We start from the raw sequence: 24,233 nt of genomic DNA, 5'->3' as shown, positions 1-24,233 counted from the left end.
CCATCGTCGACGCAGTGAATCACATGGATTCAATTCGATCAATGGTTTGATTGGGTTTGGAGCCTAAAGCAATTTCCAGCAAAACCACTGCACGCTTCTGCTGGAAGTTGCTGATTTCAAGCAATAGGAAGGCGGACGATGAAGCGGCTGCCGCTTTCATCCGAATGCTCGAGGCTGATATCGCCACCCAGCGCCGTCAGAAACTCCCGCGCCGTCGTCAATCCGAGACCGGCGCCCTGAACCGCTCCCGCTTTCGGCAATTTCCAGAAGGGCTCGAATATCCGCTCCCGATAGGCCGAATCGATGCCCGTGCCATTGTCGGAGATGCGGATAAACCAGTCGGTGCCCTCTCGCACTGCCGCAATCGTCACATGCGGTGGCGCTTCGCTGCGATAGGTGAGGGCGTTGGTCAGCAGATGCCGCAGCACCAGCCCGAGCAGGGCAGGATCGGTCCGGATGGAGGGCAGGCCTACGCTTTCAAGCGTCGCGCCGCGAACCTCGGTCTCGTCGGTCAACTCGCCCCAGATATTATCGGCCAGCGCCTGCAGATCCACCTCTTCAGGCGTCACCTGGGGCGTTCCGCCGGCGAGGCTCATCAATGCCTTGGTGAGGCGCTGCGCGGCTTGCGCTTTCTCCAGGATCATCCTGAGGCTCTGCAACTGTTCGCCGTCGAGCGTCTCCTCGAGATCGTCGAGCAGCAGCTCGGCATACATGGCGATGTGGCGCAGCGGCGATTGCAGGTCATGCGAGGCGGTCGCGAGAAAACGCTTGATGCGCTCCTCGCTGTCGCCGGCGACAGCGGTTTCCGGCGGTCTTGTCGGGTTGGATGACATCTGGCGGCTTCCCCGATCTCAATGACAGCGCCGCGTCTCTTCAGGTGCGCAAAGGACGCGGTAACACTTTGAATTGGCACATAATGCAGTCGCCGACAATAGAAAGAGGGCGCCGGCTCTGCAACCGGCGCCCTCTTCAAGGATACGTTAACAACGAGATTCTCAGGTCGCCGATTTGCGCGGGCGGCCCTGTTCTGGCGGGATGATTTCGACTGCCGCATCGGTTGCCGGTGCCGCCTTGGCATGGCGGCGGCGCCAGTCGCCGAGGAAGAGCAGGATCGGCGCCGCGATGAAGATCGAAGAGGCGCCGGCCACGAGAATGCCGAAGACCATCGGGATCGCGAAGCTCGAGACCGCGCTGCCGCCCCAGATCGCCATCGGCACCAGGGCGAGGAAGGCCGTCGCATTGGTATAGAGGCTTCGTGCCAGGGTCTCGTTGATCGACTTGTCGATGATCTCGCGCAGCGGCATCGACTTATAGAGCCGCATGTTTTCGCGCATGCGGTCATAGACGACGACCTTGTCGTTCACCGAGTAGCCGACGAGCGTCAGGATGGCGGCGATGGCCGTCAAATTGAAGTCGAGGCCGGTGATTGCGAAGAAGCCGATCGCCTTGGTGACATCGAGCACCAGCGTGACGATGGCGCCGACGGCAAACGGCCATTCGAACCGCACCCAGATGTAGATCAGCATCGCGAAGCTTGCGATGACGACCGACAGGATGCCGGCCCAGGCAAGCTCGCCGCTGACCTTCGGACCGATGACATCGGTGCCTTCGACGGTGGCCTTCGGGTCGAGCTTGATGACTTCGGCCTTCAGCTTGGTCACAGCGGCCGTCTGTGCCTCTTCGCCGCCTTCCTGCCGTTGGGCGCGCACGAGAATGCTGTTGTTGTCGCCGAAGGACTGCAGCGAGATTTCGCCGAGGCCGAGGCTGTTCAGCCCCTCGCGGAAGGTTCCGAGATCGGCCGGGGCACTGGTCCTGACCGACATCTGGATGCCGCCGCGGAAATCGACGCCGTAGTTGAGGCCGGGGTGAATGAACAGCACGACCGAGGCAATCGACAGGAGCGCCGAAACGGTGACGCCGAAGAAGCGCGCCTTCATGAACTGGATATGCTTGTCATAGGGGCTGAACGGGATCAGCGGCCTGATGTTCAGCACCTTCAGCCTCTGGCGGCGGGTGATCTCGATCATCGCGACGCGCACGAAGGCGACCGAGGTGAACATCGAGATGATCAGGCCGAGCGCCATGGTCACGGCAAAGCCGCGAACCGGTCCGGAGCCGAAGTAGAACAGGATGGCCGCAGCGATCAGGGCCGTCATGTTGCCGTCGATGATGGTCGAATAGGCGCGGCGGAAGCCGGTGTCGATGGCGGCGAAGGCGCTCTTGCCCTTGCGCGTTTCTTCGCGGATGCGCTCGTTGATCAGAACGTTGGCGTCAACAGCAAGGCCAATGCCGAGAACGACACCGGCGATGCCCGGCAGCGTCAGCGTCGCACCGACCAGCGTCAGGGCGGAGAAGGTCAGGATCGTGTGGATCAACAGGGCGACATTCGCCAGCACGCCCCAGGTGCCATAGAGAATGAAGATGAAGAGTGCGACGAGAGCAAAACCGACGATGCCGGAATAAATACCCATCTTGATCGCATCGGCGCCGAGGTCGGCGCCGACGGTGCGTTCCTCGATGACGGTCAGCTTGGCGGGCAGGGCGCCGGCGCGCAGCATGGCGGCAAGCGTCGTGGCGCTGTCGGCCGAGAAGTTGCCGGAGATCTGGCCGGAACCGCCGGTGATCGGCTCGCGGATGACGGGGGCGCTCAGCACCTTGTCGTCGAGGACGATGGCGAAGGGATTGCCGACGTTCTGGCGGGTGATGTCGGCAAAGCGGGTGGCGCCGGCGCTGTCGAAGCGGAAGCTGACGATCGGCTCATGCGTGTTGGGGTCGAAGCTGACGCGAGCATCCGAAAGGCGGTCGCCGGAGATTTCGACGCGATCGAGGACCGGATAGGACCGGCCTTCATCGTCCTTCAGCATGGTCACGCCAGGTCCCGGCTGGTTGTTCGGCGCCAGCATGTGGAACGACATCTTGGCCGTGGAGCCGAGAAGTTCGCGCAGGCGCGACGGATCCTGTGCACCCGGAAGCTGGACGAGCACGCGGTTGGCGCCGATGCGCTGGATCGTCGGCTCGGAGACGCCGACCTGGTCGACGCGCTGTCGGATGACTTCGAGGCTCTGCTGAACGGCGTTGTCGACATTGGCGGAAATGCCGGCCGGCGAGAAGCCGACGGTGATCGTGGCGCCGCTTGCGGCGACATCAAGATCGGCCTGGCCGGCGCTGAGACCGGTGCTGATCGGGTTGGCGAGCGTCTTGAGTTCGGTGACGGCGGCATCGCTCTGCGCGGCGTCGGCGAGTGTTACGACGATCTGGTTCTGGCTGCGGACCACGGCTTTCGGCTGGATGCCCTTTTCGCGCAGCACGCGGCGCGCGTCCTGAAGCAGCGATTGCAGCCGCTCCTTGGTCAGGTCGGCTTCGTCGACTTCGAGAACGAGGTGCGAGCCGCCGCGAAGGTCGAGGCCGAGCGACACCTGCTCATGCGGCAGCCATGCCGGAATACGCTGGAGGGTGGATTGCGGCAGGACGTTCGGCAGGGCGATCAATAGGCCGAGAAGGATGATCACCGTATAGGTGAACACCAGCCATGGTGAAGTACGCATGTTGTATTCCTTGATATCGAGGGCCGGCGCTCGGGCGCTGGCGGCATGTCGTCAATGGTCGGTCGGAGCGCCGATCGGCGCAAACCTCAGGCAGCGGCGGGCGGTGCGCGCGGCTGATGGGTCCTGGAGACTGCGGCGCGAAGCGAGGCTTCGAATGCCGGAAAAGCGGCTGGCATGGTCCAGCCGGCGAAATCGAGAGCCGGGGCGACGGCAAGGGCAGGCGATCCGGCGTCATGCGCCGCCTGCTTCGGCGCAAGCCTGCGCTCGGTGGCAAGCAATCCGCGCACGGCATCGCGCGCGGTCAGCTGCGGCGGCTGCGGATCCCGCTCGGAAGAGGAGAGTGTGTTGACGGTGACAACAGGCGAGATGATCAGGTTGCCGCCGAGAAGCAGGCCGAGATAGGCAAGAATGGCGACGAAGAGGGAGGCGGCGATACGGCCCGTCAGACGGCGCTGCTCCAGCTCCATCTTCTCCGTCCCGGCGATGTCACTCCCGTATCGGCTCAAAAGCGCGCCAATCTCTCATTCTTTTTCCGGCGGAGGCTCATCCGCAGGCATAATTGTATCAGGCCCAAGTCCGTCTTCATAGGGCACACTCTCATGATGCACTTGGGCGAGCCGGTCAACCATGCCAAGCGCGATTTCGCGCTCGCCCATGATGACGGTGTCGGCGCCATATTGCTTCAATTCATCGACCTCTGCATCGGAATGGGCGCGGGCGACGATGAGGATCGATGGATTGACGCTGCGCGCCTGCTCGGCGATGCGGCAGGCCTCGAAAGCATTCGGGATGGCGATGGCAATGCTGCGGGCGCCGGAGAGATTGGCAAGGTCGAGCGTCTCCCGCATCACCGCATTGCCCGCCAGGGTTTCGATACCCTGCACCTTCAGCTCGCCGATGCGCTTATCGGAGTCCTCAATGACGAGAAAAGGTGTGGCTGACGACTTGAGATTCTGTCCGACGATGCTGCCAACCCGTCCGTAGCCAACGAGAATGGCGTGGCCGCTGAGAGCAGTCGGGTGCACCTCGTCGTCTTCAGACGGCATCTCCTCCTGGGCTGCTATCGCATCTGCAGCGGGAGCAGGGTCGGCCACGACGTCTTCGCGCTTTGCACCATCCAGCAGCGGCCGCATGCGGTCGCAGAGGAAGAACAGCAGCGGATTGAGGATGATCGAAATGATGGCGCCGGCCAGGATCAGGTCGCGGCCTTCCTCCGGCAGCAGCCCGAGTTCGACGCCGAGAGCGGCGAGGATGAAGGAGAACTCGCCGATCTGGCCGAGGCTGGCCGAGATCGTCAGCGCCGTGCCGAGCGGCTTCTTGAAGGCGAGCACGATCAGCAGGGCGGCGACGGACTTGCCGATGACGATGATGAAGATGGTGGCCAGAATCGGCAGCGGCTTGTCGATCAGGATATTCGGATCGAACAGCATGCCGACCGAGACGAAGAACAACACGGCGAAGGCATCGCGCAGCGGCAGGCTTTCCTGCGCGGCGCGATGGCTGAGTTCGCTTTCGGCCAGCACCATGCCGGCAAAGAAGGCGCCGAGCGCCAGCGACACGCCGAAGAGCTTCGCCGCGCCAAAGGCGACGCCGAGCGCGATCGCCAGCACGCCGAGCCGGAAGAGCTCGCGCGAACCGGTATGGGCGATGCGGTGCATCGTCCAGGGAATGAGCTTGCGGCCGAAGACCAGCATCAGCGCCACGAACAACGCCACCTTCACCAGCGTCATGGCGATCATGCCGCCGATGCCGAGATCGAGGTCGAACAGGCGGCTGAGTGCGGCCGAGAGCGGCTCGACAGGAGCGTGGCCCTCGCCGCCGATGCTGGCGGCGGCCGGGATCAGCACCAGCGCCAGCACCATGGCGAGATCCTCGACGATCAGCCAGCCGACGGCGATCCTGCCGCGCTCCGTCTCGACCAGCCGCCGCTCCTGCAGCGCCTTCAACAGCACGACGGTGGAGGCGACCGAAAGCGCCAGGCCGAAGACCAGGCTGCCGCCGGTCGGCCAGCCCATGAAGGCGCCGAGTCCCCAACCGAGCAGTGTCGCAAAGGCGATCTGCACGATCGCGCCGGGCACGGCGATGCCGCGCACCGACAGCAGGTCTTTCAGGGAGAAATGCAGCCCGACGCCGAACATCAGCAGGATGACGCCGATTTCGGCCAACTCCGGCGCAAGGTTCTGATCCGCCACATAACCCGGCGTATGTGGCCCCACAAGCACGCCGGCGATGAGATAACCGACGAGCGGCGGCATCCGCAGCCGATGGGCGAAGGCGCCGAAGATGAAAGCCAGCACGAGGCCGCCGACGATTGTCGAAATCAAGGGCGTATCGTGTGGCATCGTCGTCTCCCGATCTGGAAATCCCGTTCGTAATATGACATATATGGTCTATATCGACCAATATGGGCAACTTAAAATCATGGGTCAAGGCGCACGGGAAACAATTCTCACTCCCGCTCTCTGCCGCGCGGCACGCGGCCTGCTCGACTGGACCCAGACCGATCTTGCCGAAAGGGCCGCGGTCTCGCGCAGCACCATTCGCGACTACGAGGGAAGGCACCACGACATCCACCGCGCGACGGAGGCGCAGCTGCGCCTCGCCTTCGAGGAGGGCGGCGTCAAATTCGTCGAGATCGAGGGAGCGGGCACCGGTCTCTGCCTGCCCAATCCAGCCGGCTGAATCGGTTCAGGGCGCCAGGCAGGCGGCAGAGACCTTGTAGGCGGAGAGCGTCTTGCCCTTGTAGTTGCCTTGCGTCGGCTGCCAGCTCTTCAGCACCTCGGGCGCCTCGGTGGCGCAGTTGAGGCCCCCGTCCGTCAGGAAAAGCACTTTGCCGGTAATCTCGGCCGGGAGCGCGAATTCCTGCTCGTAATAGCTCTCCGGAAGGCCCGCCGGCGCCCGCGCATAGATCCGGTAGGATGCATCGCGGAGCGTATAGAAAAGATCGGCGACCATGTCGCGATTGTCGGTGACGATGATGTCGGTGCCGGCCTGACCGGCGAGTGCGGCAGCCTCGCGGCTGACCTCGGCGCGGCCGAGATAGCGCTTCATCAATTCGTCGCCGTTCGGCAGCAGCAACTGCTGCGGAAAGATCGTCGCCAGCGGAAAGAGCAGGCTGGCGATGCCGTTGATGGTGAGCGACAGTTTCAGCCCCTTCGGCCACATCCGGTAAAGCAGCCAGACGGCAAGGATGGTCCCGGCGACATAGGCGGTCACCGCCCAGTTGGCATAGGCCTTGGCGACCGTCGCCTGCAGCGTGATCAGCACCACCACCGGCATCGACAGCCAGACCAGCATCTTTTCCCGGTCGTCGCTCCTGCCCTTGATCATGCGATAGACCGCCCAGAGCATCGCAAAGAAGATGATCGGCCCGACGACGCCGAACTGGGCGGAGAAGAATTCAAGCCCGCGACGGAGATTGATGCCGAGTTCGCTCCAGTGGGCGATGTCCTGCGTATGCCGCACCGTCGTGTTGTCGTGCTGCAGGTTCCACCAGAGATTCGGCAAGGCGACGATCGCCGCGACCGCGACCGCGATGATGAAATCCCGAATGGCGATGCGCGCCGCCGGAATGAGCAGGAGGGCAATCGCGCCGCCCGGAACGACGAACAGCACGGCATATTTCGACAGGAAGGCGAGGCCGACCCCAAGGCCCATGAGGAGCGCCAGCCCGACCGAGCGTCGCTGCGTCAGGCCGAAATAGGCAAGCAGGGCGATCGCGATGAAGAACAGCAGGATAACGTCGGTCGAGAAGAACACCGAAGAAAGCGCCACACCGGGAAGGGTGATGTAGGTGGCGCCCGTCCAGCCTTCGATCTCCGGCCCGACGAAACGCTTTGCTATCTTCATCAGCACCAATGCTGCCGCCATGTGGATCAGCGGTCCGAGCAGCCTGATCCAATAGATGGCGTTGGAGCCGGAAAACTCGGTCATCGCCCGGATCACCCAGGCGATCATCGGCGGCTTGGAATAATAGCCGAGATCGAGATTCTGCGACCAGAACCAGTACTGCGCCTCATCGACGAAAAGGTCCGTCGCATCAAAATTGAGCAGGACGACGCGCCAGAGCGTGAAGCTGAGAACGATGAGGAGACCAGATCTGGGGGACATGAACGAATAGTTCCGCTGACATGAAAGGCGCGAGTGCGATACACCAAAGGTGCCGGACTGCCAACGGGGAAGGGGCGGTCTACAGCCTGTCGCACAAAACTGTGTAGCGGTTTTGCGATAACGACATGCGTTGGAAATAAGGAGCCGGAGCGCGAGGAGCGTATCTGAAAGCGCGACGCGCTTAGAACACCCGAAGCGTGCGGGTATCGCGGTGTGCAGCGAGAAAATCGAGGAGGGCGACGGCTGCAAGCAGCGTCATTGCTATCAAGCAGGAACCCAATCCGAGAACAATCATTGCCCTGTCCTTGTCGACGTCATGTCTTGGTTATCTACCGGCATATACCACGGAGCTTGCGTGTGCCTTGTAGCAGCCATGCAACTCCGCAACAGTATTTGCAGCCAACTGCCTTGAATTGCTTCAAAAGCCTGTCCTGCGAAAGGCTTATTAACCTTCAGGCAAGGAATTAACCATAAACATTGGTTTACACGTCGGAATGGGAAGATGCACTCGTTCCCACCAGGCATGACGCCGTCCCGCCGTACCGGGTTGATCCGGTATCCATCTCTTCAGACAGCTCCGAAACATAGCTGATCAGGGGGCTTCGATCCGCCGGTTGTAACCGGTGGTGAGAACCGTCTCCACGCTTCGCGTTCAACGGATGCTGCGCAGGTTTTTCGCCGGGCCGTCGCCCGGAATGTGGTTGGGGACAGGCATTGAGGCAGGACATGCCATCAGATCAGGCTCGTGGAGCGCAGGCAGGCAGCTTGCGCGACCGCCTGCGCTTTGCTGGTCTCGATGCCGACCAGTGCGAGCTGGTGCGCCGCAACCGGCCGGCCCTCGAAGCCCATTTGAAGGCGGGGCTCAGGGATCTCTTCCATCGATTCCAGTCGTTCCCCGACGCCTCGCGCAATTTCGAGAGCGAGCGTCAGGTCGAGCGCCTACATGATCTGCAGTCCTCGCATTGGGACGTGCTGACGGATGCGCGGTTCGACAGTCTCTATGCCGAGCGCGTCAAGGTGCTCTCCGATACCGAAAACAAGATGGGCCTCGACCCGCGCTGGCACGTCGCCGGCCATGGCGTCATGCTGGAGCATGTCGTTTCCGGTCTTGCCCAGGAGATTGCCGGCCGTCCGCTGTTGCCGTCGGCCAAGCGCCGCGGCCGTGAAATCTCCGATCTGATGACGGCGATCATCCGAATCGTCATGGTCGATGTGGAAATTGCCGTCTCGCTGCGCTTCAACGCGCTGCGCGCCGCCCAGAGCCGCGCGCTCGCCGATCAGCGCGCCGACAACGAGGCTGAGATCGCCCGGATCTTCGGCGATGTCATCGAAGGTCTTTCTGCCCGCGACCTGACACGCCGCGCGCCCGTCGACGGCGACCATGCCGGGATCGCCGCCGCGCTGAATGGCGCGTTGGACGGACTTCAGGCGGAATTTGCCGCGATCACAGAGCGCACGCTCAAAGCCGAAGCGGCGACAGGCTCGCTTGCCGGCCTGTCCAGGCAATTCGCCGGCACGGCTTCCGGCCAGGCCGACCGGCTGCAGCTTTCCGCCGCCGCCCTTGCCGGCATTGCCGGCAGTGTTCGCGACGGTGCGGCCGACAGCCGCGCCGCCGAACAGGCAGCCGCCTCGACGCGCGCCGCGGTCGAGGAAAGCGGTGAGGTCGTCGGTCGCGCGATCAGCGCCATGGCCGATATCGAACAGTCGGCGGAAAAGATCGGCCAGATCATCGGCGCGATCGACGAGATCGCCTTCCAGACCAATCTTCTGGCGCTGAACGCGGGCATCGAAGCCGCGCGCGCCGGCGATTCCGGCCGGGGCTTTGCCGTCGTCGCCCAGGAAGTCCGCGCCCTTGCCCAGCGTTCGGCCGAAGCCGCCCGCGAGATCAAGACGCTGGTGACGACGACCAAGGCGCAGGTCGACGCCGGCGTGCAGATGGTCGGCCGCACACAGGATTCGATCGGCAGCATCGTGCGTCAGGTCACCGACATCAACGCCGCCATCGCCGGCATCGCAACGAGAACCGGCGAACATGCCGCAAGCCTCGACAGCGTCACATCAGACGTCAAGGGTCTGGGCGGCGAGGTGGCGGAGAGTGCCGGCCTGGCGGAGCGCTCGGCTGAGGGCGCCGACCACCTCCACACCGTCATTCTCGAGCTCGGCCAGACGGTTCGCGAGTTCCGCATCGCTCGGGAAAACGCCAATGCCGGGCGCCCGGCGCCGGTTCGCGCCGCACCGCCGCGCGCCATCGAAGCCTCTGCCCGTCCGGCACCGGTCGAAGACGCCTATGAAAATGATGATTTTGGCGTTCCGAAGCCCTTCGCAAGCGTCGGAGGTGGGCGGAATGTTTACTAACCTATCGGATGATTGCCTCAGCTCGTCTTCTCGAGCCGGGGACAAGGGGACAAGGAAAAGCTGATGGCAGCAAAGAAGAGTAGCAAGACGCTGGATTTGACAGCGGTGCTCGACCTCAACGAGGCTTCCGCCTTGCGCGACAAACTCCTCTCCCTCAGGGGCAGCGGCCTTTCGATCGACGCATCGGGCGTCGAACGGATCGGTGCTCTTTGCGCCCAGGTTCTGATGTCCGCCGAGAAGACCTGGGAACAGGACAAGCAGCCGTTCACCTTCTCCAAGGTGTCCGACGCATTTCAGAAAACCATGCAGCTGGTTGGCGTCAATATTGACCACCTGCTTGCCAAGGAGATTCGGCAATGAAGAAAAAAGTTCTTACCGTGGATGATTCCCGCACCATCCGAAACATGCTGCTCGTGACGCTGAACAATGCCGGCTTCGAGACGATCCAGGCGGAAGACGGCGTCGAAGGCCTCGAGGTTCTCGAAGAGTCCAATCCTGACGTCATCGTGACCGACATCAACATGCCGCGTCTCGACGGTTTCGGCTTCATCGAAGGTGTTCGCCGCAACGAGAAATATCGGGCGATCCCGATCCTGGTCCTGACCACCGAAAGCGACGCGGAAAAGAAGAACCGCGCCCGCCAGGCCGGTGCCACGGGCTGGATCGTCAAGCCTTTTGACCCGGCCAAGCTGATCGATGCCATTGAGCGTGTAACCGCTTAAACCCAGGATTTGCTCCTATGGATATGAACGAAATCAAAGAGATCTTTTTCCAGGAGTGCGAGGAACAGCTCGCCGAGCTGGAATCCGGTCTTCTGAAAATGAATGATGGCGATCGCGATCCGGAAACCGTCAATGCGGTGTTCCGTGCCGTGCATTCGATCAAGGGTGGCGCCGGCGCCTTCGGCCTTGATGATCTGGTAGCCTTCGCCCATGTTTTCGAGACCACTCTCGATTGCGTTCGATCCAACAAGCTTGAGCCGACCCAGGACGTCCTGAAGGTGATGCTGAAGTCGGCCGACGTGCTGGCCGACCTGACGAATGCTGCACGCGACGGCGGCAGTGTCGATGAAAGCCGCAGCCGCGGCCTCGTCAAGGAGCTCGAGGCGCTGGCCAATGGTGAGTTGCCGTCTCCTTCGGCATCGGCCGAGGCGCCCGCGCCGAAGGCTGCCGCAAAGCCCGCGGCCAAGGCCGCTCCAGCGCCGGCCGTCAAGCCGACGGATGATAGCGGCTTCCAGCCGATCCCCTTTTCCTTCGACGATTTTGGCGGCGAAGGCGATGCGGGCTCCGACCTGCCGACCTATGAAGTCATCTTCAAGCCGCGCTACGAACTCTATTCCAAGGGCAACGACGCGACCCTGCTGCTGCGCGATCTCTCGCGCCTCGGCGAAATGACCATCTATTGCAACACGGACGAACTGCCGGGCCTCGAGGAACTCGATCCGGAAGGCGCTTATTTCTTCTGGAACGTCACGATCAAGACGGACAAGGGCGAGGACGCCATTCGCACCGTCTTCGAATTCGCCGAATGGGATTGCGAACTGACGGTGAAGCCGCTCGAGGAAGCAAGGGCCGACGCGACCAGCAACGACGAACTGCCGATGGTGCCGGTTCCCTTCGATCTGTCGATCCTGGATGAAACGGGCGCAACCGAAGAGGTTGCCGCCGACGCGCGCGCCGAAGAGACGGCCGCCGCCGTTGCCGCCGCCGAGACCGCGTCCAACGTCACGCAGATGGCCGCAGCCGCAGCCCGTGTCGAGAAGAAGGAATCGGCAGCCGCCGCAGCCGCCGCCGCAAGCGCTGCCGCCCAGAACAATGCCGCCGGCGCCGGCCAGACGATCCGCGTCGATCTCGACCGTGTCGACCGCCTCATCAACCTCGTCGGCGAATTGGTCATCAACCAGGCGATGCTGTCGCAGAGCGTCATCGAGAATGACACGACCGGCACCTCCTCGATCAATATGGGCCTCGAGGAACTGCAGCAGCTCACCCGCGAGATCCAGGACTCGGTCATGGCGATCCGCGCGCAGCCGGTGAAGCCGGTCTTCCAGCGCATGTCGCGTATCGTCCGCGAAATCGCCGACATGACCGGCAAGTCGATCCGCCTGATCACCGAAGGTGAAAACACCGAAGTCGACAAGACGGTCATCGACAAGCTCGCCGAGCCGCTGACCCACATGATCCGCAATGCCGTCGACCACGGCATCGAAACGCCCGAAAAGCGCGCAGCCGCCGGCAAGAACACCGAAGGCACGGTTCGCCTGACCGCCAAGCATCGTTCGGGACGCATCCTGATCGAGCTTGCCGACGACGGCGCCGGCATCAACCGCGAGAAGGTCCGCCAGAAGGCGATAGACAACGATCTCATCCCGGCCGATGCCAACCTTTCGGACGAGGAAATCGACAACCTGATCTTCCTGCCGGGCTTCTCGACGGCCGACAAGATCTCCGACATCTCCGGCCGCGGCGTCGGCATGGACGTCGTCAAACGTTCGATCCAGGCGCTCGGCGGCCGCATCAACATCACCTCGAAGCCGGGGCACGGCTCGGTCTTCACCATGAGCCTGCCGCTGACGCTCGCCGTTCTCGACGGCATGGTGGTCACCGTTGCCGGCCAGACGCTGGTCGTGCCGCTGACGGCGATCGTCGAAACCCTGCAGCCGGAAGCGGCCGCGATCCACTCCTTCGGTGCCAACCACCGGCTGATCTCGATCCGCAACTCGTTCTGCCCGCTGGTCGATGTCGGCCGCATCCTGAACTTCCGTGCGACCCAGGCCAATCCTGTCGAGGGCGTGGCGCTTCTGGTGGAATCCGAAGGCGGCGGCCAGCGCGCCCTGATGGTCGATGCCATCCAGGGTCAGCGCCAGGTGGTCATCAAGAGCCTGGAGGCCAACTACACCCACGTGCCGGGCATTGCCGCCGCCACCATTCTCGGTGACGGGCGCGTGGCGCTCATCCTCGATGTCGACGCGGTTGTCGGCGCCTCGCGCGGCCAGTCGCTCAAAGCGGAAATGTCGTTAGCAGCGGTAGGGTAAGGGAATGTCGTACACTGTAAAAAATCTGAACGAGGGGGATCGCGAGCTGATCGCGTTCCGCATCGGGGATCAGGAATTTTGCGTGAACATCATGTCGGTTCGCGAAATCCGGGGCTGGACCCCGGCGACCGCGATGCCGCACTCGCCTGCCTATATGCTTGGTGTCATCAACCTGCGCGGCGCGGTGCTGCCGATCATCGATCTGGCCGCCCGGCTGGGGATGAAGCCGGCCGATCCGACTGCCCGTCATGTCATCATCGTCGCCCAGGTCCGGCGCAAGGTCGTCGGCCTCCTGGTCGACGCCGTCTCCGATATCCTGACGGTGACCGACGAAACCATCCAGCCGACGCCCGAGATCTCCTCCGAACTCGAGCGTCAATTTGCCCGCGGTATTCTCGCCATCGAGAAGCGCATGATCTGCCTGATCGAACTCGAATCCCTCTTTTCAGAGACCGAAAGCGAAGCCGCATGAGTGTAATGGGCGCAAAAGATCAAAGGCAGGGATCCGACGAGGTCCTGGCGAGCGGAGAATATCCGCTGACGCGCCGCGACCTCACGGAGATCGCCGCGATGATCTATTCGGATGCCGGCATCTTCCTCAACGAGACGAAGGCGTCGCTCGTCTATTCGCGCCTGTCGAAACATATCCGCAATCTCGGCCTGTCCGGCTTCCGGGAATATTGCGACCTCGTCGCTTCGCCGGCCGGCGCCCCGGCGCGCCGCGAGATGCTGTCGCATCTGACCACCAATTTCACCCGCTTCTTCCGCGAAAACCACCATTTCGACCATCTGCGCGACCATGTCCTGCCGGAGCTGCTGCAGCGGGCGAGATCGGGCGGCAGGGTGCGCATCTGGTCGGCGGCTTCCTCCGACGGCCAGGAACCCTATTCCATCGCGCTGACCGTGCTGTCGCTGATGCCGAATGTCGCCGATTACGACTTCAAGATTCTGGCAACCGACATCGACCCGAAGATCCTGGCGATCGCCCGGGCCGGCGCCTATGACGAGAACGCGCTCGAAACCGTTTCGCCGGCCATGCGCAAGCAATGGTTCAGCGAAGTCGAGGTGCAGGGCCGCAGGAAGTTCCAGGTCGACGACCGCGTCAAGCGGCTGATCACCTACAACGAGCTGAACCTGATGGCGCAATGGCCGTTCAAGGGCAAGTTCGACGTCATCTTCTGCCGCAACGTCGTCATCTATTTCGATGAGCCGACGCAGATGAAGATCTGGCAGCGTTTCGCCGGCCTGCTGCCGGAAGGCGGTCATCTCTATATCGGCCATTCCGAGCGTGTTTCAGGCGAGGCAAAACACGTCTTCGACAATATCGGCATCACGACCTATCGCTATACGACCAAAGGTCTCGGGAGGAAGGCATGAGCGCTCCGGCAAGGGTTCTCGTTGTTGACGACTCGCCGACGATGCGCGGGTTGATCACTGCCGTCCTGAGTTCCGATCCCGAGGTCAACGTCATCGGCCAGGCCGGCGACGCGCTGGAAGCGCGCGAGGCGATCAAGCGGCTGAACCCGGACGTCGTGACGCTCGACATCGAGATGCCGAACATGAACGGTCTCGATTTCCTCGAGAAGATCATGACGCTGCGCCCGATGCCGGTGATCATGGTCTCCACCATGACCCATCGCGGCGCCGAGGCGACGCTTGCGGCGCTGGAGATCGGTGCGTTCGACTGTGTCGGCAAGCCGGGCCCGGGCGAACTCAGGCCCTTCGGCGACCTCGCCGAGAAGGTCAAGGCCGCCGCGCGTACCCAGCGCCAGTTCTCGCAGCCCACCGCCGCGCCAACGCCACCACCCTCCGTCGCCGATTTCCGCGTCGGCCGTAAGATCGTCGCCATCGGCTCGTCAACCGGCGGCGTCGAAGCGCTGATCGCCGTGCTGCAGAAATTTCCGGCCAATTGCCCGCCGACGGTCATCACCCAGCATATGCCGCCGACCTTCACCAAGAGCTTCGCCGAACGGCTGAACCGCCTCTGTGCCCCGGTGGTGCAGGAAGCGACCGATGGGGCCCGCCTCGAGATCGGCAAGATCTATCTGGCCCCCGGCGGCGAGCGTCACCTTCAGGTCAGCGGCGCCTCGGCGCCGTCCTGCCGCCTCGTCGACCGTGCGCCGGTCAATGGCCACCGCCCATCCGTGGACGTGCTGTTCGATTCGGTCGCGGAACTGGCGGGCCGCAACGCCGTCGGCGTGATTTTGACCGGAATGGGCCGCGATGGCGCCGCCGGATTGTTGAAAATGCGCCACGCCGGCGCCAGAACGCTCGGCCAGAACGAAAAAACCTGTGTCGTTTACGGAATGCCAAGGGTTGCCCACGAACTTGGCGCCGTTGAGCAGCAGCTGCCGCTGTCTGCCATCGGTGAAGAAATATTGAAAATGACAGCCGCCCGAAAGGAAGGGACCGAATAAATGTCGATCGCGGAGAAAATCAAAGTTCTGATCGTCGATGATCAGGTAACGAGCCGATTGCTGCTCAGCGACGCGCTGACCCAGCTCGGTTTCAAACAGATCACGTCGGCCGGTGACGGCGAGCAGGGCATGAAGATCATGGCCGAGCAGCCGCACCATCTGGTGATCTCGGACTTCAACATGCCGAAGATGGATGGCATCGGCTTCCTGCAGGCCGTGCGCACCAACCCGAACACCAAGAAGGCGGCCTTCATCATCCTCACCGCTCAGGGTGACCGCGCATTGGTACAGAAGGCGGCCCAGCTCGGCGCCAACAACGTGCTCGCCAAGCCGTTCACGATCGAGAAGATGAAAGCGGCCATCGAAGCCGTGTTTGGAGCCCTGAAATGATCACTGAGGGGGCAGCCCGCCGCGTGCACATCATTCAGGGCGAGTACAAGGTTCTGAGCGATCCGAATGCGGTCCTCTCGACCATTCTCGGTTCGTGCGTGGCTGCGTGTCTCAGAGACCCCATCGCCGGTGTCGGCGGCATGAACCACTTCCTGCTGCCCGGTTCGGCGACCTCGCCGACATCAGGCGGCGATGCCACGCGCTACGGCGTGCATCTGATGGAACTCCTGATCAACGGTCTCCTGAAGCAGGGCGCCCGGCGCGACCGGCTGGAGGCAAAGATCTTCGGCGGCGCGAAGACGATCTCGACATTCTCCAATGTCGGTGAGCAGAACGCGGCCTTCGCCGTGCAGTTCCTGAGGGATGAAGGCATTCCGGTGGTCGGTTCCTCCACCGGCGGAGAACATGGACGCAAGCTTGAATATTGGCCGGTCTCCGGTCGTGCGCGGCAATACCCCCTGACCGGCGCCGAAACGCAGAGAACCGTCGCGCTCGAGCAGCGTCCCGCCGCTCCGCAGAAGCCCGTCGAAACCAGTATCGAATTTTTTTGATGGCGAGGATTTTCATATGACATTTAACCCGGTGATGGAGCCGCCTGCGCCCGTTGAAGCGCTGAGCGACATCCTGATGCGCATCGTTTCGGAACTGCACGACGTCGCCTATCTGATCGAGCGCATCGAGCCGCAGCTTCTCGAACTCGGCGGCGCGGAAATCCTGAATTCGCCGGATGCCATGAAGGTCATGCAGGGCATTGATCTCGCCGTGCAGAAATCGCGCGGCCTTGCCGAATTCATCGACACCATCACCGGCGAAATCCCGCACGGCTGGTCGGTCGACGTCGCAACCGCGCTCAGCCTCGTCAAGCTGGCCGAGATGCAGAAGGCATTGGGCGGCGCCACCCGCCACGGCCATTCCCAGCCATTGAGCAAGGCAGCCGGCGACTTCGATTTCTTCTAAAGCACCTCGCGCCAAACCGGATTCATGCGACGTGCTTGTGCAGGTCGTTATCCCAAAATCACTATTTTCTTCCGGGCGACGGCATTAGGCCTTTTCGCTCCCGCAGCGCTTCACGAAACGCTCGCACAAGTTTCGCCGACTATTCGTCTGATGAGGCAATAAGCCTGCTTTGTCTTTGACGGATCGTGCGAGAACAGAATGAATCTGTTAAATCAATTAGTTCAGATCTTTAAGAACTTCGGCTCCCTGGGCCGAACGCGCCTGATGATTCTTGGAGGCGTCGGTGCCGTTTCCATCGCAATCGTCCTTGCGGCCGCCCTTTTCGTCAACAAGCCGGCACAGGAAACGCTCTATGTCGGTCTGGATTCGCCGGATCTCAATCAGATCAGCATGGCGCTTGCCGAAGCCAACATCGATTTCCAGGTCGGCACGGACGGTTCCAGCATCAGCGTCCCCGCGGGATTGACGGGCAAGGCCCGCCTGATGCTTGCCGAGCGCGGCCTGCCGAACAGCGCCAATGCCGGTTACGAACTTTTCGACAATGTCGGCTCCCTCGGCCTGACCTCCTTCATGCAGGAGGTGACGCGGGTTCGAGCGCTGGAAGGCGAAATCGCCCGTACCATCCAATCGATCTCGGGTATAACAGCCGCGCGAGTCCATATCGTCATGCCGGAGGTCGGAAACTTCCGGAAGGCCGAGCAGAAGCCGACCGCCTCCGTCATGATTCGCGCCAGCGCCACCGCGGGGCGCAGCGCGGCGACCTCGATCCGCCACCTCGTCGCCTCGGCCGTGCCGGGGCTTGACATCGATGACGTGACGATCCTCGATTCCGCCGGTCAGCTGCTTGCATCCGGCGACGAGGCGAGCAACAGCTCGCTGAACCGCTCGCTCAACATCGTCCAGAACGTCCAGCAGGAAGTCGAATCCAACATCGACAAGGCGTTGGCGCCGTTCCTCGGCATGGACAACTTCCGCTCCAGCGTTACCGCCGACCTCAACACCGACGCCCAGCAGATCCAGGAAACGACCTACGATCCCGAATCCAAGGTCGAACGCTCGGTCCGCTCGACGAAGGAAGCCCAGCAGTCGCAGCAGAAGACATCCGATAGCGCGACGACGGTCGAGCAGAACATCCCGCAGGCGGCTCCCGAGGCCGGCGGTTCCGCCGGTCCGGAATCGCAGGACAAGTCCGACAAGCGCGAAGAGCAGACGAACTACGAAATCAACAGCAGGACGACGGCGACGACCCGCAACAGCTACAAGGTCGAGAAGCTGTCGATCGCCGTAGTGGTCAACAAGGGCCGCATCGCCAAGATGGTCGGCGAGCCTGCCGATCAGGCCAAGATCGACGCCTATCTTGCCGAGATGCAGAAGATCGTCACGTCGGCGGCCGGTATCGACGCCAAGCGCGGCGACGTGGTCACCGTCACGGCCATGGACTTCCTCGAGAACCAGCTGCTCGAAGACGCCACCGGTGGTGTCCGCGTCATGGACATGCTGAGCCGCAACCTTGCCGGCATCATCAACTCGCTCGCCTTCGTCGCGGTCGCCTTCGTGGTGGTCTGGATGGGCCTGCGGCCTCTGGTGCGCAGCGTCAGCGGCAACGGCGGCGCCTCGGTTCTCGGCGACGCCACGCCGGAAGCGGCCGGCCTCGAGCTTCCCGACTTCGCGCCTGCGGCAGGAGGGTCCGGAGGTGCTCTCATGGACGGCTTCGGGTCCGACTTCGGCTTCGACAGCACCGAGGACCTGCTCAGCCTCGGCGACGACGACGGAAACTTCAACCGGCGCGTCAAGGAAGGCCCGGAACGCAAACTCTCTCGCATGGTCGAGATCAACGAGGAGCGCGCCGCGAAAATCCTCCGGAAGTGGGCGATCGACGACGCAGCGTAAGGGAAAGGCCGGGCAACCGGCCTTTTTTCATGTCGGTAGCAAGCACTATGCCCTGCCGCGGGATGTATCGGTTCCCGCAAAGCAAATGACGACCGGCGCCAGCAATTCGAATAGGATAGGCTTGACTGCAGTGAATGCCGCTTTAGAGAAACTTGTTGACGTATACTCGCGTAAAACGCGAATCAAGTTGCGGTACAGCCAGAATCACCTTAGCCTCCCCTATATCTTGAAGGGTGCGAATGGTGCTCGAATCAGTGCATGGACGGCAGCTGATGTAAATCCCTAGAAGTCGGAGATGGTGATTTACATCGGCTGGCTTACCCTTAGGTGATTCGAAATGGGATTCCAGCGGGACTTGAATTGAATCCTTTACAGAAAAATTGCTGTTGCACCGAGTTTGATCGTTTCTCAGCCGCAGGACGTTGCCAATGGATATGAACATACTTCAGGCGAGCAAGGGCGAGAGGCAGATGGCGAATTTCGCGAGCGCGGTGGCGCCGGGTCTATTACCCCGCGATGAAGTGATCCAGCGCCTGCACGGTGTCGCCGACACTGGAAGGTTGCAGTCCGGTCTGCGCGCGCTGACGGAGTATGTGGGTGCTTCGCACTATCTTCTGGCGCGCTGCGATCTCATTCAGGAGAGCGGCCTCGATTTCATCGTTTCGTCCGACTGGCCTTTCGATCTGGTCAAGGACATCGCCAATGATCTGGTCAGCGGCTATGCCCGTTCGACCGAGCTGGAAAAATGCATGCAGGTCTTCCAGCCGAATTTTGCGCTTCTGCCGGATAGTGCCGATGTGCCGGACGGCGCCAGCCGCCAATATTGTTCATTGACCTTCAATGTCGGCCGGTCGCGGTTGGCCTTGATGTTCCTGTTCGGCGAAGGGTTCATCCTTTCGCCGGAGCGCCTGCGCGATGTGGGCCTGCTTGCAGGTTATGTCGCGAGCTTCCTTCGCTGCGGTGGCACGAAGGTCGATCGCGATTTCGAATTGACGGACCGCGAGCTCGAATGCCTGTTCTGGATCGCCGAGGGCAAGACCAGCGACGAGATCGCGATGATCCTTGGAATCTCCCGCAATACCATCAACAACTACATCACCAGCGTGATGCGCAAGACGGCGACCAAGACCCGCTCCGAGGCCATTGCCTTCGCCGTCCGCAATAATCTCGTATAGGGGGATCCATGGCACATTCACCAGGCAGGACGATGAGCAGCGCCGAGCAGCTGCGCATGGTGCGTGTGAACAGGATTTCCAGCCGGTCCGATCTTTTTCCGCGGCTGATCGCCATGCAGAAGCTCGCCGATGCGCAAGGCTTTGCGATCTTCCGCGTCAGCGGCTCGGGCCTACCGGCAAAGCAGCGCCTGGTCTGCGAACTCGAGAACTGGGGCTCTTCCAATGCCGGTTTCGGCAAGGCCTTCATCGATGCCTACAGCGATATCCTTCTCGACCATATCGACAAGTCGCTGCTGCCGCTCTCATGGGCCGGCGGTCACGATCGCCCGGCGCTCGGCCCGGCCGACTTCTCGCCGTTCATGACACGGCTGCAGAACGGTATTCTGCCTTTCTCCGGCCTTGCCTTTCCGGTGCGGCTCGGCGCCGTCGGCAATGGTTTCATCCTCTTCACCGGCGATGAGATCGATCCGTCGAGCGATACCATCGTCGAACTGCACGGTCGCTGCTGCCATATCATGATGGATCTGCTCTCGCTCGATGAACGCCGCACGGCTGCCGCCGAGGCCTTGAGCGAACGCGAGATCGCCTGTCTGCAGCTTGCCGGCGACGGCCGCATCAGCGAAGAGATCGCCGACAAGCTCGGCCTGTCGGTGCACACAGTCAACGCCTATCTCGGCTCGGCGACCATCAAGCTCGATTCCGTCAATCGCATACAGGCGATCGCCAAGGCGATCCGGCTCGGCTACATCAGCTGAACCAGCGCCGTTCTTCTATCCAATATGGATGAATGCTCGATTGTCTTGAGAGGACGTCAGCCGGCCAGCGCCCGAGGCGGTTGGTTGACGTTGTAACGGGCTTCCCGGAGGCTCTTTTCGAGAAAGACGGTATTCTCGTCAGGATCGGCCGATGGATCCTGGAAAGCGATATGATTGATCTCGATGCCGGCGTGATCTTCGGCAAGGGTGAGCTGGGCATAGACGGTGACGCCGCGTGGCTTGATTTCCAGATCGAGAACGACCTCGGGCTTACCGCCCCACTCCAGCGTATAGTTGCCGCCCAGGCCGAAATTCACCGTGCCCGGATGAAAGAAAAGCTCCGCCGCCGACGCGACGAGATCGGAAAGGTTGCCGTAATACTCGAAGCGCAGCAGTGAAATAAGGTCAGAGGCATCCAGAAGGCGCAGTTCCGTGGCGACCGGGCTGATCGCAACGGCGAGGATCTTTTCACGCTGGGTAGAGTGGGGGCATTTTTTCATTCGGCTTATCTTACCCGTTTGTTCTTGGCGTCTGCGGCGTAGACCCGGTGGATCAGCTCCGCAACGGCCTTGTAGAAGACTGACGGTATGACACTATCGATCGAGACTTGCGCAAACATGGAGCGCGCAAGCGGAGGATCCTCGAACACCGGTATGCCGTTCTGCTCGGCGATCTCCCTGATTTTGAGCGCGACGAGGTCCTGGCCCTTGGCCAGCACCACCGGTGCGTCGTTTTCTTCACGCGCGTAACGCAGCGCCACGGCATAGTGCGTCGGGTTGGCGATGACGAGCGTCGCCCGGTGCACATTGTTGATCATACGCCGGCGCGCGCGGTCGCGCATCAGCGAGCGCTGCCGGCCCTTGACGAAGGGGTCGCCCTGCGCCTGCTTGTTTTCTTCCTTCACCTCGTGGCGTGTCATCTTCAGTTCGGTGAACCAGTGATGGCGCGTCCAGAAAAGATCGGCGATCGCCACGATCGCGGTGGCGATCAGCATGACGATGATGATCTTGCGCATCGCCGTCGTCGTCCGCACGAGGATGGTCTGAGGATCGGAGAACATCGCGTCGATCGAGCTGAAATATTCGCTTCTCATCACGAAGAACAGGATGATCCCGACGATGACGACCTTGAACAGCGACTTTCCGAATTCGATGAGGCCGGGCAGGCTGAACAGCCGCGTCCAGCCTTTGACCGGGGAGATGCGCGAGAACTGCGGCCGGATACGTTCGAGCACCGGTGTCGGCAGGTTCTGGAAGACGGCGGAGGCGATGCCGAACACCATGAACAGGATGAAGGCGGGCGCCACCAGCGCCGCACTTGCCCAGCCGATCCGGACGAACAGCGATAGGATATCCGGCCCCGTCTCGATTTTCCATTGGTCGGGCTGCTCGAAGATGTCGCGCAGCGTTTCCGTCATGCGCCCGACGCTGTCGGGGAGGAAGAACACCAGATAGATGTAGGTGGCGAGAATGGTCGCGAAGATCGACAGCTCGCGCGAAAACGGCACGTTGCCTTTTTCCGCGGCATCGGTTTGCTTTTTCGCGGTCGGGGCTTCTGTTTTGCTGTCCTTGTCATCGTCTGCCAAGTCGCGGCCCTCCGTCAAAGAAATAGGCTGCAGCTAATGCATGCCGCCCAAAAATGTGCAGCGGTTTTGGGATGACGACATGCATCAAAACAAAGACCCAAAGCGCGTCGCAGGAACCGGGTTCTCTGCGACGCGCTTTGGAGCGCAGCCTATTGCTGGAAGGGTAGTCGCCTGTGGCACGGCGATCAACAGCTGCCGTACGGCATGCCGGATTTGTCAACAGTCTCGAAGTGCCGATGCATGCAGCGGGAAAACGACGTGCACAATAGACGGAGCGAAAACGAGTCGCATGAATCAGCGCACTGCGACGCGTTTTAGGCGGCTGCCGAAGCGTCGCCTTCTTTCTCCTTGAGTTCGATCTGGCCGGAATTGGCCAGGCGAATCGCTTCCTGCGCCACGGCGCGGCGGGCAATCGCGATCTCGCGCGGATTGACGCCGCCCATGCCGCTCTGCAGATCCGATTCGATCATGCGACGCTGGCGTGGGCTGATGGCCGAGAGAACCGATTCGCGGATCTCGGGGGGCGACCCGCGCAGCGCGACGGTGAGCACATCCGTCGAAATGTCGTTGAGCAGCAAGACGCGGCTGCGCTGCGGCATGTACATGAGGTCTTCGAAGAGGAAGATCTTCGGGCGGACCTTGTTGACCGATTCGCGGCTGATCGATTCGAGCGAGGTGAGCAGCGTGTCGACCTGCGGCTTGTCGAGTTCGTTCATGAGATCGGCGACCTTCGTCGAGCCGGCCGCATTGCGCTCTGCCTCGACCTCGGCAAGCAGCGTCATGACCTGGTTCTCGATGATCTGCGCGGCCTTCGGGCTGACCGTCTTCATGTTGACCGTTCTGTTCATGATGTCGGCGCGACGATTGTCGGGGAGTTGCAGCAGCACCTTGGCGCCGAAGTTGGAAGGCATCATCGAAAGAATATAGGCGACGGTCTGCGGATGTTCGCGCAGCAGGAACTGTGCGACGAATGTCGGCTCCGCTTCGCTGAGGCGATCCCAGATCGAGGTTTCGTAGGCTTGGAATGCGGTGCGACGGCCAAGCAGGCTGTCGACCTCGTCGGGCGTCAGGCCTTCTTCGAGAATGGCCTCGATCGCCTTGGCGTTGTCCATCAGTCCGGCGCCCTCGGTGAAGAGGTCCTCGAACTCGGCGACGAGCAGCAGCAGTTCATCCGGCGGAATGGCACGAAGCGACTGGGCGGATGAGATAATGGTCTGAAGTTCGGCTTGGGTGAAATACTTCAGCAGCCGTCCGGCGACGCCCTTTCCCATAGCGAGAAGAACAGCCGCCGCCTTTTCAGCCTGGGTCAACGGTTTCCCGGCTAGCGCGCCGCCGAAATCGTCAAAGTCCATCATGGTCTAACCTCTCCGTCCCACACAGGGATCAGGCTTTTTTCGTACTCAAAACTTCTATCAGTTTCACACCGAATCGCGTGTCGTCGTGATCAAGCACCGTAATTTCGCCGCGTGCAATCCTGCGGCCGTTCACCATGATCTCGACGGGTTCGCCGATCTTCTTGTCGAGGGCGATGGTCGCCCCTTCATTGAGGTTCATCAGGCCGGAGACCTGCATGCGGCTGGTGCCGAGCATGATCTGGACATCGATCGGAATGTCCATGATCAGATCGAAATTGGAATTCAAAGCGCTGCCGAGCGGAGCCGGCGAGCCCTCGAAAGAGGCGCTGCTGCCGAAATCCATGCCGGCAGCCTGGCTGGCATTGCCAGCGCCGAAATCGCCGCCGAAGTCGTCGCTGCCGAAGGGGCTTTCCGAAGCCTCGCCGCCGAAGGCCGCCAGGTCCGTTCCTGTCGCGAAAGGGTCGCTCTGCAGGTCGTCGCCAAACTGCGGCAGGTCGCCATCGGCATCCTGCTTCAGCACGCCGCGCAGATCGTCGATCGCCTGGTCGAGATCCGCTTCGCTGCCCGGAATATCCAGGGAGAGGTCGCTGTTCTGCTGTGTTTTCTTCGTAGCCATGAAATCACTATTCCAGTTGAAACTTGCCTCAAACTGCCTTTGCAGCCCA

23 protein-coding genes are annotated in these 24,233 nt (G+C 62.0%); 14 read left to right on the top strand and 9 right to left on the bottom strand.

Translation table 11 applies throughout. The features are described 5' to 3' along the window. Positions 1–116 precede the first annotated feature (116 nt). The 4 genes from FHT79_RS27760 to ybaL all read right to left on the bottom strand — a co-directional run bounded on the left by FHT79_RS27760 (position 117) and on the right by ybaL (position 5,887). Entirely contained in the window at positions 117–833 is a 717-nt protein-coding gene (locus tag FHT79_RS27760; protein WP_168332640.1) for an ATP-binding protein, read from the bottom strand. Between the two features lie 162 nt (positions 834–995). After that, positions 996–3,545, bottom strand: a complete 2,550-nt coding sequence (secD, locus tag FHT79_RS27755) for a protein translocase subunit SecD (RefSeq protein WP_047613572.1) — start codon at positions 3,543–3,545, stop codon at positions 996–998. 86 nt (positions 3,546–3,631) lie between these two features. Continuing rightward, positions 3,632–4,012 (bottom strand): hypothetical protein, encoded by a 381-nt coding sequence (locus tag FHT79_RS27750; protein ID WP_183904531.1) that lies wholly within the window; start codon positions 4,010–4,012, stop codon positions 3,632–3,634. Positions 4,013–4,066: 54 nt separating this feature from the next. Then, a complete protein-coding gene (gene ybaL, locus FHT79_RS27745) occupies positions 4,067–5,887 on the bottom strand; it encodes a YbaL family putative K(+) efflux transporter (RefSeq protein WP_097631198.1) in 1,821 nt (606 codons plus the stop codon). Positions 5,888–5,921: 34 nt separating this feature from the next. On the opposite strand from ybaL, the gene FHT79_RS27740 reads away from it, so the two are divergent. After that, positions 5,922–6,227 carry a helix-turn-helix transcriptional regulator gene (locus tag FHT79_RS27740; RefSeq protein WP_028755572.1) on the top strand — a complete coding sequence of 102 codons (306 nt, stop codon included), beginning with the start codon at positions 5,922–5,924 and terminating at the stop codon, positions 6,225–6,227. 6 nt (positions 6,228–6,233) lie between these two features. On the opposite strand, the gene FHT79_RS27735 is transcribed toward FHT79_RS27740, so the two are convergent. Further along, the gene (locus FHT79_RS27735) at positions 6,234–7,655 is read right to left on the bottom strand and encodes a glycosyltransferase family 39 protein (protein WP_183904530.1); all 1,422 of its coding nucleotides are present in this window, start codon (positions 7,653–7,655) and stop codon (positions 6,234–6,236) included. A 726-nt stretch (positions 7,656–8,381) separates the two neighbouring features. Here FHT79_RS27735 and FHT79_RS27730 point away from each other — a divergent pair. From FHT79_RS27730 to FHT79_RS27670, 13 genes are all read left to right on the top strand, one after another. Continuing rightward, positions 8,382–10,010, top strand: coding sequence for a globin-coupled sensor protein (locus FHT79_RS27730; protein WP_183904529.1), 1,629 nt, complete (start codon positions 8,382–8,384; stop codon positions 10,008–10,010). A 63-nt stretch (positions 10,011–10,073) separates the two neighbouring features. After that, on the top strand, positions 10,074–10,370 hold the full coding sequence (locus FHT79_RS27725; protein ID WP_183904528.1) for an STAS domain-containing protein: 297 nt from the start codon (positions 10,074–10,076) through the stop codon (positions 10,368–10,370). Then, on the top strand, positions 10,367–10,732 hold the full coding sequence (gene cheY1 / locus FHT79_RS27720) for a chemotaxis response regulator CheY1 (protein ID WP_003570362.1): 366 nt from the start codon (positions 10,367–10,369) through the stop codon (positions 10,730–10,732). The genes FHT79_RS27725 and cheY1 overlap by 4 nt, the downstream gene beginning before the upstream one ends. Positions 10,733–10,749: 17 nt before the next feature. Continuing rightward, the gene (locus FHT79_RS27715; RefSeq protein WP_047615218.1) at positions 10,750–13,044 is read left to right on the top strand and encodes a chemotaxis protein CheA; all 2,295 of its coding nucleotides are present in this window, start codon (positions 10,750–10,752) and stop codon (positions 13,042–13,044) included. 4 nt (positions 13,045–13,048) lie between these two features. Next, positions 13,049–13,516 (top strand): chemotaxis protein CheW, encoded by a 468-nt coding sequence (locus FHT79_RS27710; RefSeq protein ID WP_028755568.1) that lies wholly within the window; start codon positions 13,049–13,051, stop codon positions 13,514–13,516. Next, positions 13,513–14,421 (top strand): protein-glutamate O-methyltransferase CheR, encoded by a 909-nt coding sequence (gene cheR / locus FHT79_RS27705; protein WP_028755567.1) that lies wholly within the window; start codon positions 13,513–13,515, stop codon positions 14,419–14,421. The genes FHT79_RS27710 and cheR overlap by 4 nt, the downstream gene beginning before the upstream one ends. Further along, the gene (gene cheB, locus FHT79_RS27700) at positions 14,418–15,461 is read left to right on the top strand and encodes a protein-glutamate O-methylesterase CheB (RefSeq protein ID WP_047613585.1); all 1,044 of its coding nucleotides are present in this window, start codon (positions 14,418–14,420) and stop codon (positions 15,459–15,461) included. Before cheR ends, cheB begins: the two co-directional genes overlap by 4 nt. Beyond that, positions 15,462–15,851: a response regulator gene (locus FHT79_RS27695; RefSeq protein WP_003556488.1), complete on the top strand. Its 390-nt coding sequence runs from the start codon at positions 15,462–15,464 to the stop codon at positions 15,849–15,851. Next, the gene (gene cheD, locus FHT79_RS27690) at positions 15,848–16,402 is read left to right on the top strand and encodes a chemoreceptor glutamine deamidase CheD (protein WP_028755565.1); all 555 of its coding nucleotides are present in this window, start codon (positions 15,848–15,850) and stop codon (positions 16,400–16,402) included. Before FHT79_RS27695 ends, cheD begins: the two co-directional genes overlap by 4 nt. Before the next feature lie 16 nt (positions 16,403–16,418). Beyond that, entirely contained in the window at positions 16,419–16,808 is a 390-nt protein-coding gene (locus tag FHT79_RS27685) for a hypothetical protein (RefSeq protein WP_028755564.1), read from the top strand. Positions 16,809–17,006: 198 nt separating this feature from the next. Beyond that, the gene (gene fliF, locus FHT79_RS27680) at positions 17,007–18,698 is read left to right on the top strand and encodes a flagellar basal-body MS-ring/collar protein FliF (RefSeq protein WP_097544540.1); all 1,692 of its coding nucleotides are present in this window, start codon (positions 17,007–17,009) and stop codon (positions 18,696–18,698) included. 428 nt (positions 18,699–19,126) lie between these two features. Then, on the top strand, positions 19,127–19,873 hold the full coding sequence (locus tag FHT79_RS27675) for a LuxR C-terminal-related transcriptional regulator (RefSeq protein WP_028755562.1): 747 nt from the start codon (positions 19,127–19,129) through the stop codon (positions 19,871–19,873). Between the two features lie 8 nt (positions 19,874–19,881). Continuing rightward, positions 19,882–20,628 carry a LuxR C-terminal-related transcriptional regulator gene (locus FHT79_RS27670; protein ID WP_183904527.1) on the top strand — a complete coding sequence of 249 codons (747 nt, stop codon included), beginning with the start codon at positions 19,882–19,884 and terminating at the stop codon, positions 20,626–20,628. 56 nt (positions 20,629–20,684) lie between these two features. Here the strand turns inward: FHT79_RS27670 and FHT79_RS27665 are convergent, their stop codons facing one another. The 4 genes from FHT79_RS27665 to fliN all read right to left on the bottom strand — a co-directional run bounded on the left by FHT79_RS27665 (position 20,685) and on the right by fliN (position 24,184). Next, on the bottom strand, positions 20,685–21,128 hold the full coding sequence (locus tag FHT79_RS27665) for a hypothetical protein (protein ID WP_028755560.1): 444 nt from the start codon (positions 21,126–21,128) through the stop codon (positions 20,685–20,687). Positions 21,129–21,133: 5 nt separating this feature from the next. Continuing rightward, a complete protein-coding gene (gene flhB, locus FHT79_RS27660; protein WP_097544543.1) occupies positions 21,134–22,213 on the bottom strand; it encodes a flagellar biosynthesis protein FlhB in 1,080 nt (359 codons plus the stop codon). Between the two features lie 314 nt (positions 22,214–22,527). Continuing rightward, positions 22,528–23,568, bottom strand: coding sequence for a flagellar motor switch protein FliG (gene fliG / locus FHT79_RS27655; RefSeq protein ID WP_028755558.1), 1,041 nt, complete (start codon positions 23,566–23,568; stop codon positions 22,528–22,530). Between the two features lie 28 nt (positions 23,569–23,596). Then, on the bottom strand, positions 23,597–24,184 hold the full coding sequence (fliN, locus tag FHT79_RS27650; protein WP_028755557.1) for a flagellar motor switch protein FliN: 588 nt from the start codon (positions 24,182–24,184) through the stop codon (positions 23,597–23,599). Positions 24,185–24,233: the final 49 nt, after the last annotated feature.

Source organism: Rhizobium sp. BK212, assembly GCF_014197475.1.
In the GTDB taxonomy this organism is placed as follows: Bacteria; Pseudomonadota; Alphaproteobacteria; order Rhizobiales; family Rhizobiaceae; genus Rhizobium; species Rhizobium anhuiense.
Note: the sequence above shows the minus strand (reverse complement) of the source record. Positions and strands in the feature narration are given on the sequence as shown.

Excerpts from the sequence above, each read along its gene's own strand:
- FHT79_RS27760 (WP_168332640.1), bottom strand. The coding sequence starts at position 833 with ATGTCATCCAACCCGACAAGACCGCCGGAAACCGCTGTCGCCGGCGAC.
- secD (WP_047613572.1), bottom strand. The coding sequence starts at position 3,545 with ATGCGTACTTCACCATGGCTGGTGTTCACCTATACGGTGATCATCCTT.
- FHT79_RS27750 (WP_183904531.1), bottom strand. The coding sequence starts at position 4,012 with ATGGAGCTGGAGCAGCGCCGTCTGACGGGCCGTATCGCCGCCTCCCTC.
- ybaL (WP_097631198.1), bottom strand. The coding sequence starts at position 5,887 with ATGCCACACGATACGCCCTTGATTTCGACAATCGTCGGCGGCCTCGTG.
- FHT79_RS27740 (WP_028755572.1), top strand. The coding sequence starts at position 5,922 with ATGACATATATGGTCTATATCGACCAATATGGGCAACTTAAAATCATG.
- FHT79_RS27735 (WP_183904530.1), bottom strand. The coding sequence starts at position 7,655 with ATGTCCCCCAGATCTGGTCTCCTCATCGTTCTCAGCTTCACGCTCTGG.
- FHT79_RS27730 (WP_183904529.1), top strand. The coding sequence starts at position 8,382 with ATGCCATCAGATCAGGCTCGTGGAGCGCAGGCAGGCAGCTTGCGCGAC.
- FHT79_RS27725 (WP_183904528.1), top strand. The coding sequence starts at position 10,074 with ATGGCAGCAAAGAAGAGTAGCAAGACGCTGGATTTGACAGCGGTGCTC.
- cheY1 (WP_003570362.1), top strand. The coding sequence starts at position 10,367 with ATGAAGAAAAAAGTTCTTACCGTGGATGATTCCCGCACCATCCGAAAC.
- FHT79_RS27715 (WP_047615218.1), top strand. The coding sequence starts at position 10,750 with ATGGATATGAACGAAATCAAAGAGATCTTTTTCCAGGAGTGCGAGGAA.
- FHT79_RS27710 (WP_028755568.1), top strand. The coding sequence starts at position 13,049 with ATGTCGTACACTGTAAAAAATCTGAACGAGGGGGATCGCGAGCTGATC.
- cheR (WP_028755567.1), top strand. The coding sequence starts at position 13,513 with ATGAGTGTAATGGGCGCAAAAGATCAAAGGCAGGGATCCGACGAGGTC.
- cheB (WP_047613585.1), top strand. The coding sequence starts at position 14,418 with ATGAGCGCTCCGGCAAGGGTTCTCGTTGTTGACGACTCGCCGACGATG.
- FHT79_RS27695 (WP_003556488.1), top strand. The coding sequence starts at position 15,462 with ATGTCGATCGCGGAGAAAATCAAAGTTCTGATCGTCGATGATCAGGTA.
- cheD (WP_028755565.1), top strand. The coding sequence starts at position 15,848 with ATGATCACTGAGGGGGCAGCCCGCCGCGTGCACATCATTCAGGGCGAG.
- FHT79_RS27685 (WP_028755564.1), top strand. The coding sequence starts at position 16,419 with ATGACATTTAACCCGGTGATGGAGCCGCCTGCGCCCGTTGAAGCGCTG.
- fliF (WP_097544540.1), top strand. The coding sequence starts at position 17,007 with ATGAATCTGTTAAATCAATTAGTTCAGATCTTTAAGAACTTCGGCTCC.
- FHT79_RS27675 (WP_028755562.1), top strand. The coding sequence starts at position 19,127 with ATGGATATGAACATACTTCAGGCGAGCAAGGGCGAGAGGCAGATGGCG.
- FHT79_RS27670 (WP_183904527.1), top strand. The coding sequence starts at position 19,882 with ATGGCACATTCACCAGGCAGGACGATGAGCAGCGCCGAGCAGCTGCGC.
- FHT79_RS27665 (WP_028755560.1), bottom strand. The coding sequence starts at position 21,128 with ATGAAAAAATGCCCCCACTCTACCCAGCGTGAAAAGATCCTCGCCGTT.
- fliG (WP_028755558.1), bottom strand. The coding sequence starts at position 23,568 with ATGATGGACTTTGACGATTTCGGCGGCGCGCTAGCCGGGAAACCGTTG.
- fliN (WP_028755557.1), bottom strand. The coding sequence starts at position 24,184 with ATGGCTACGAAGAAAACACAGCAGAACAGCGACCTCTCCCTGGATATT.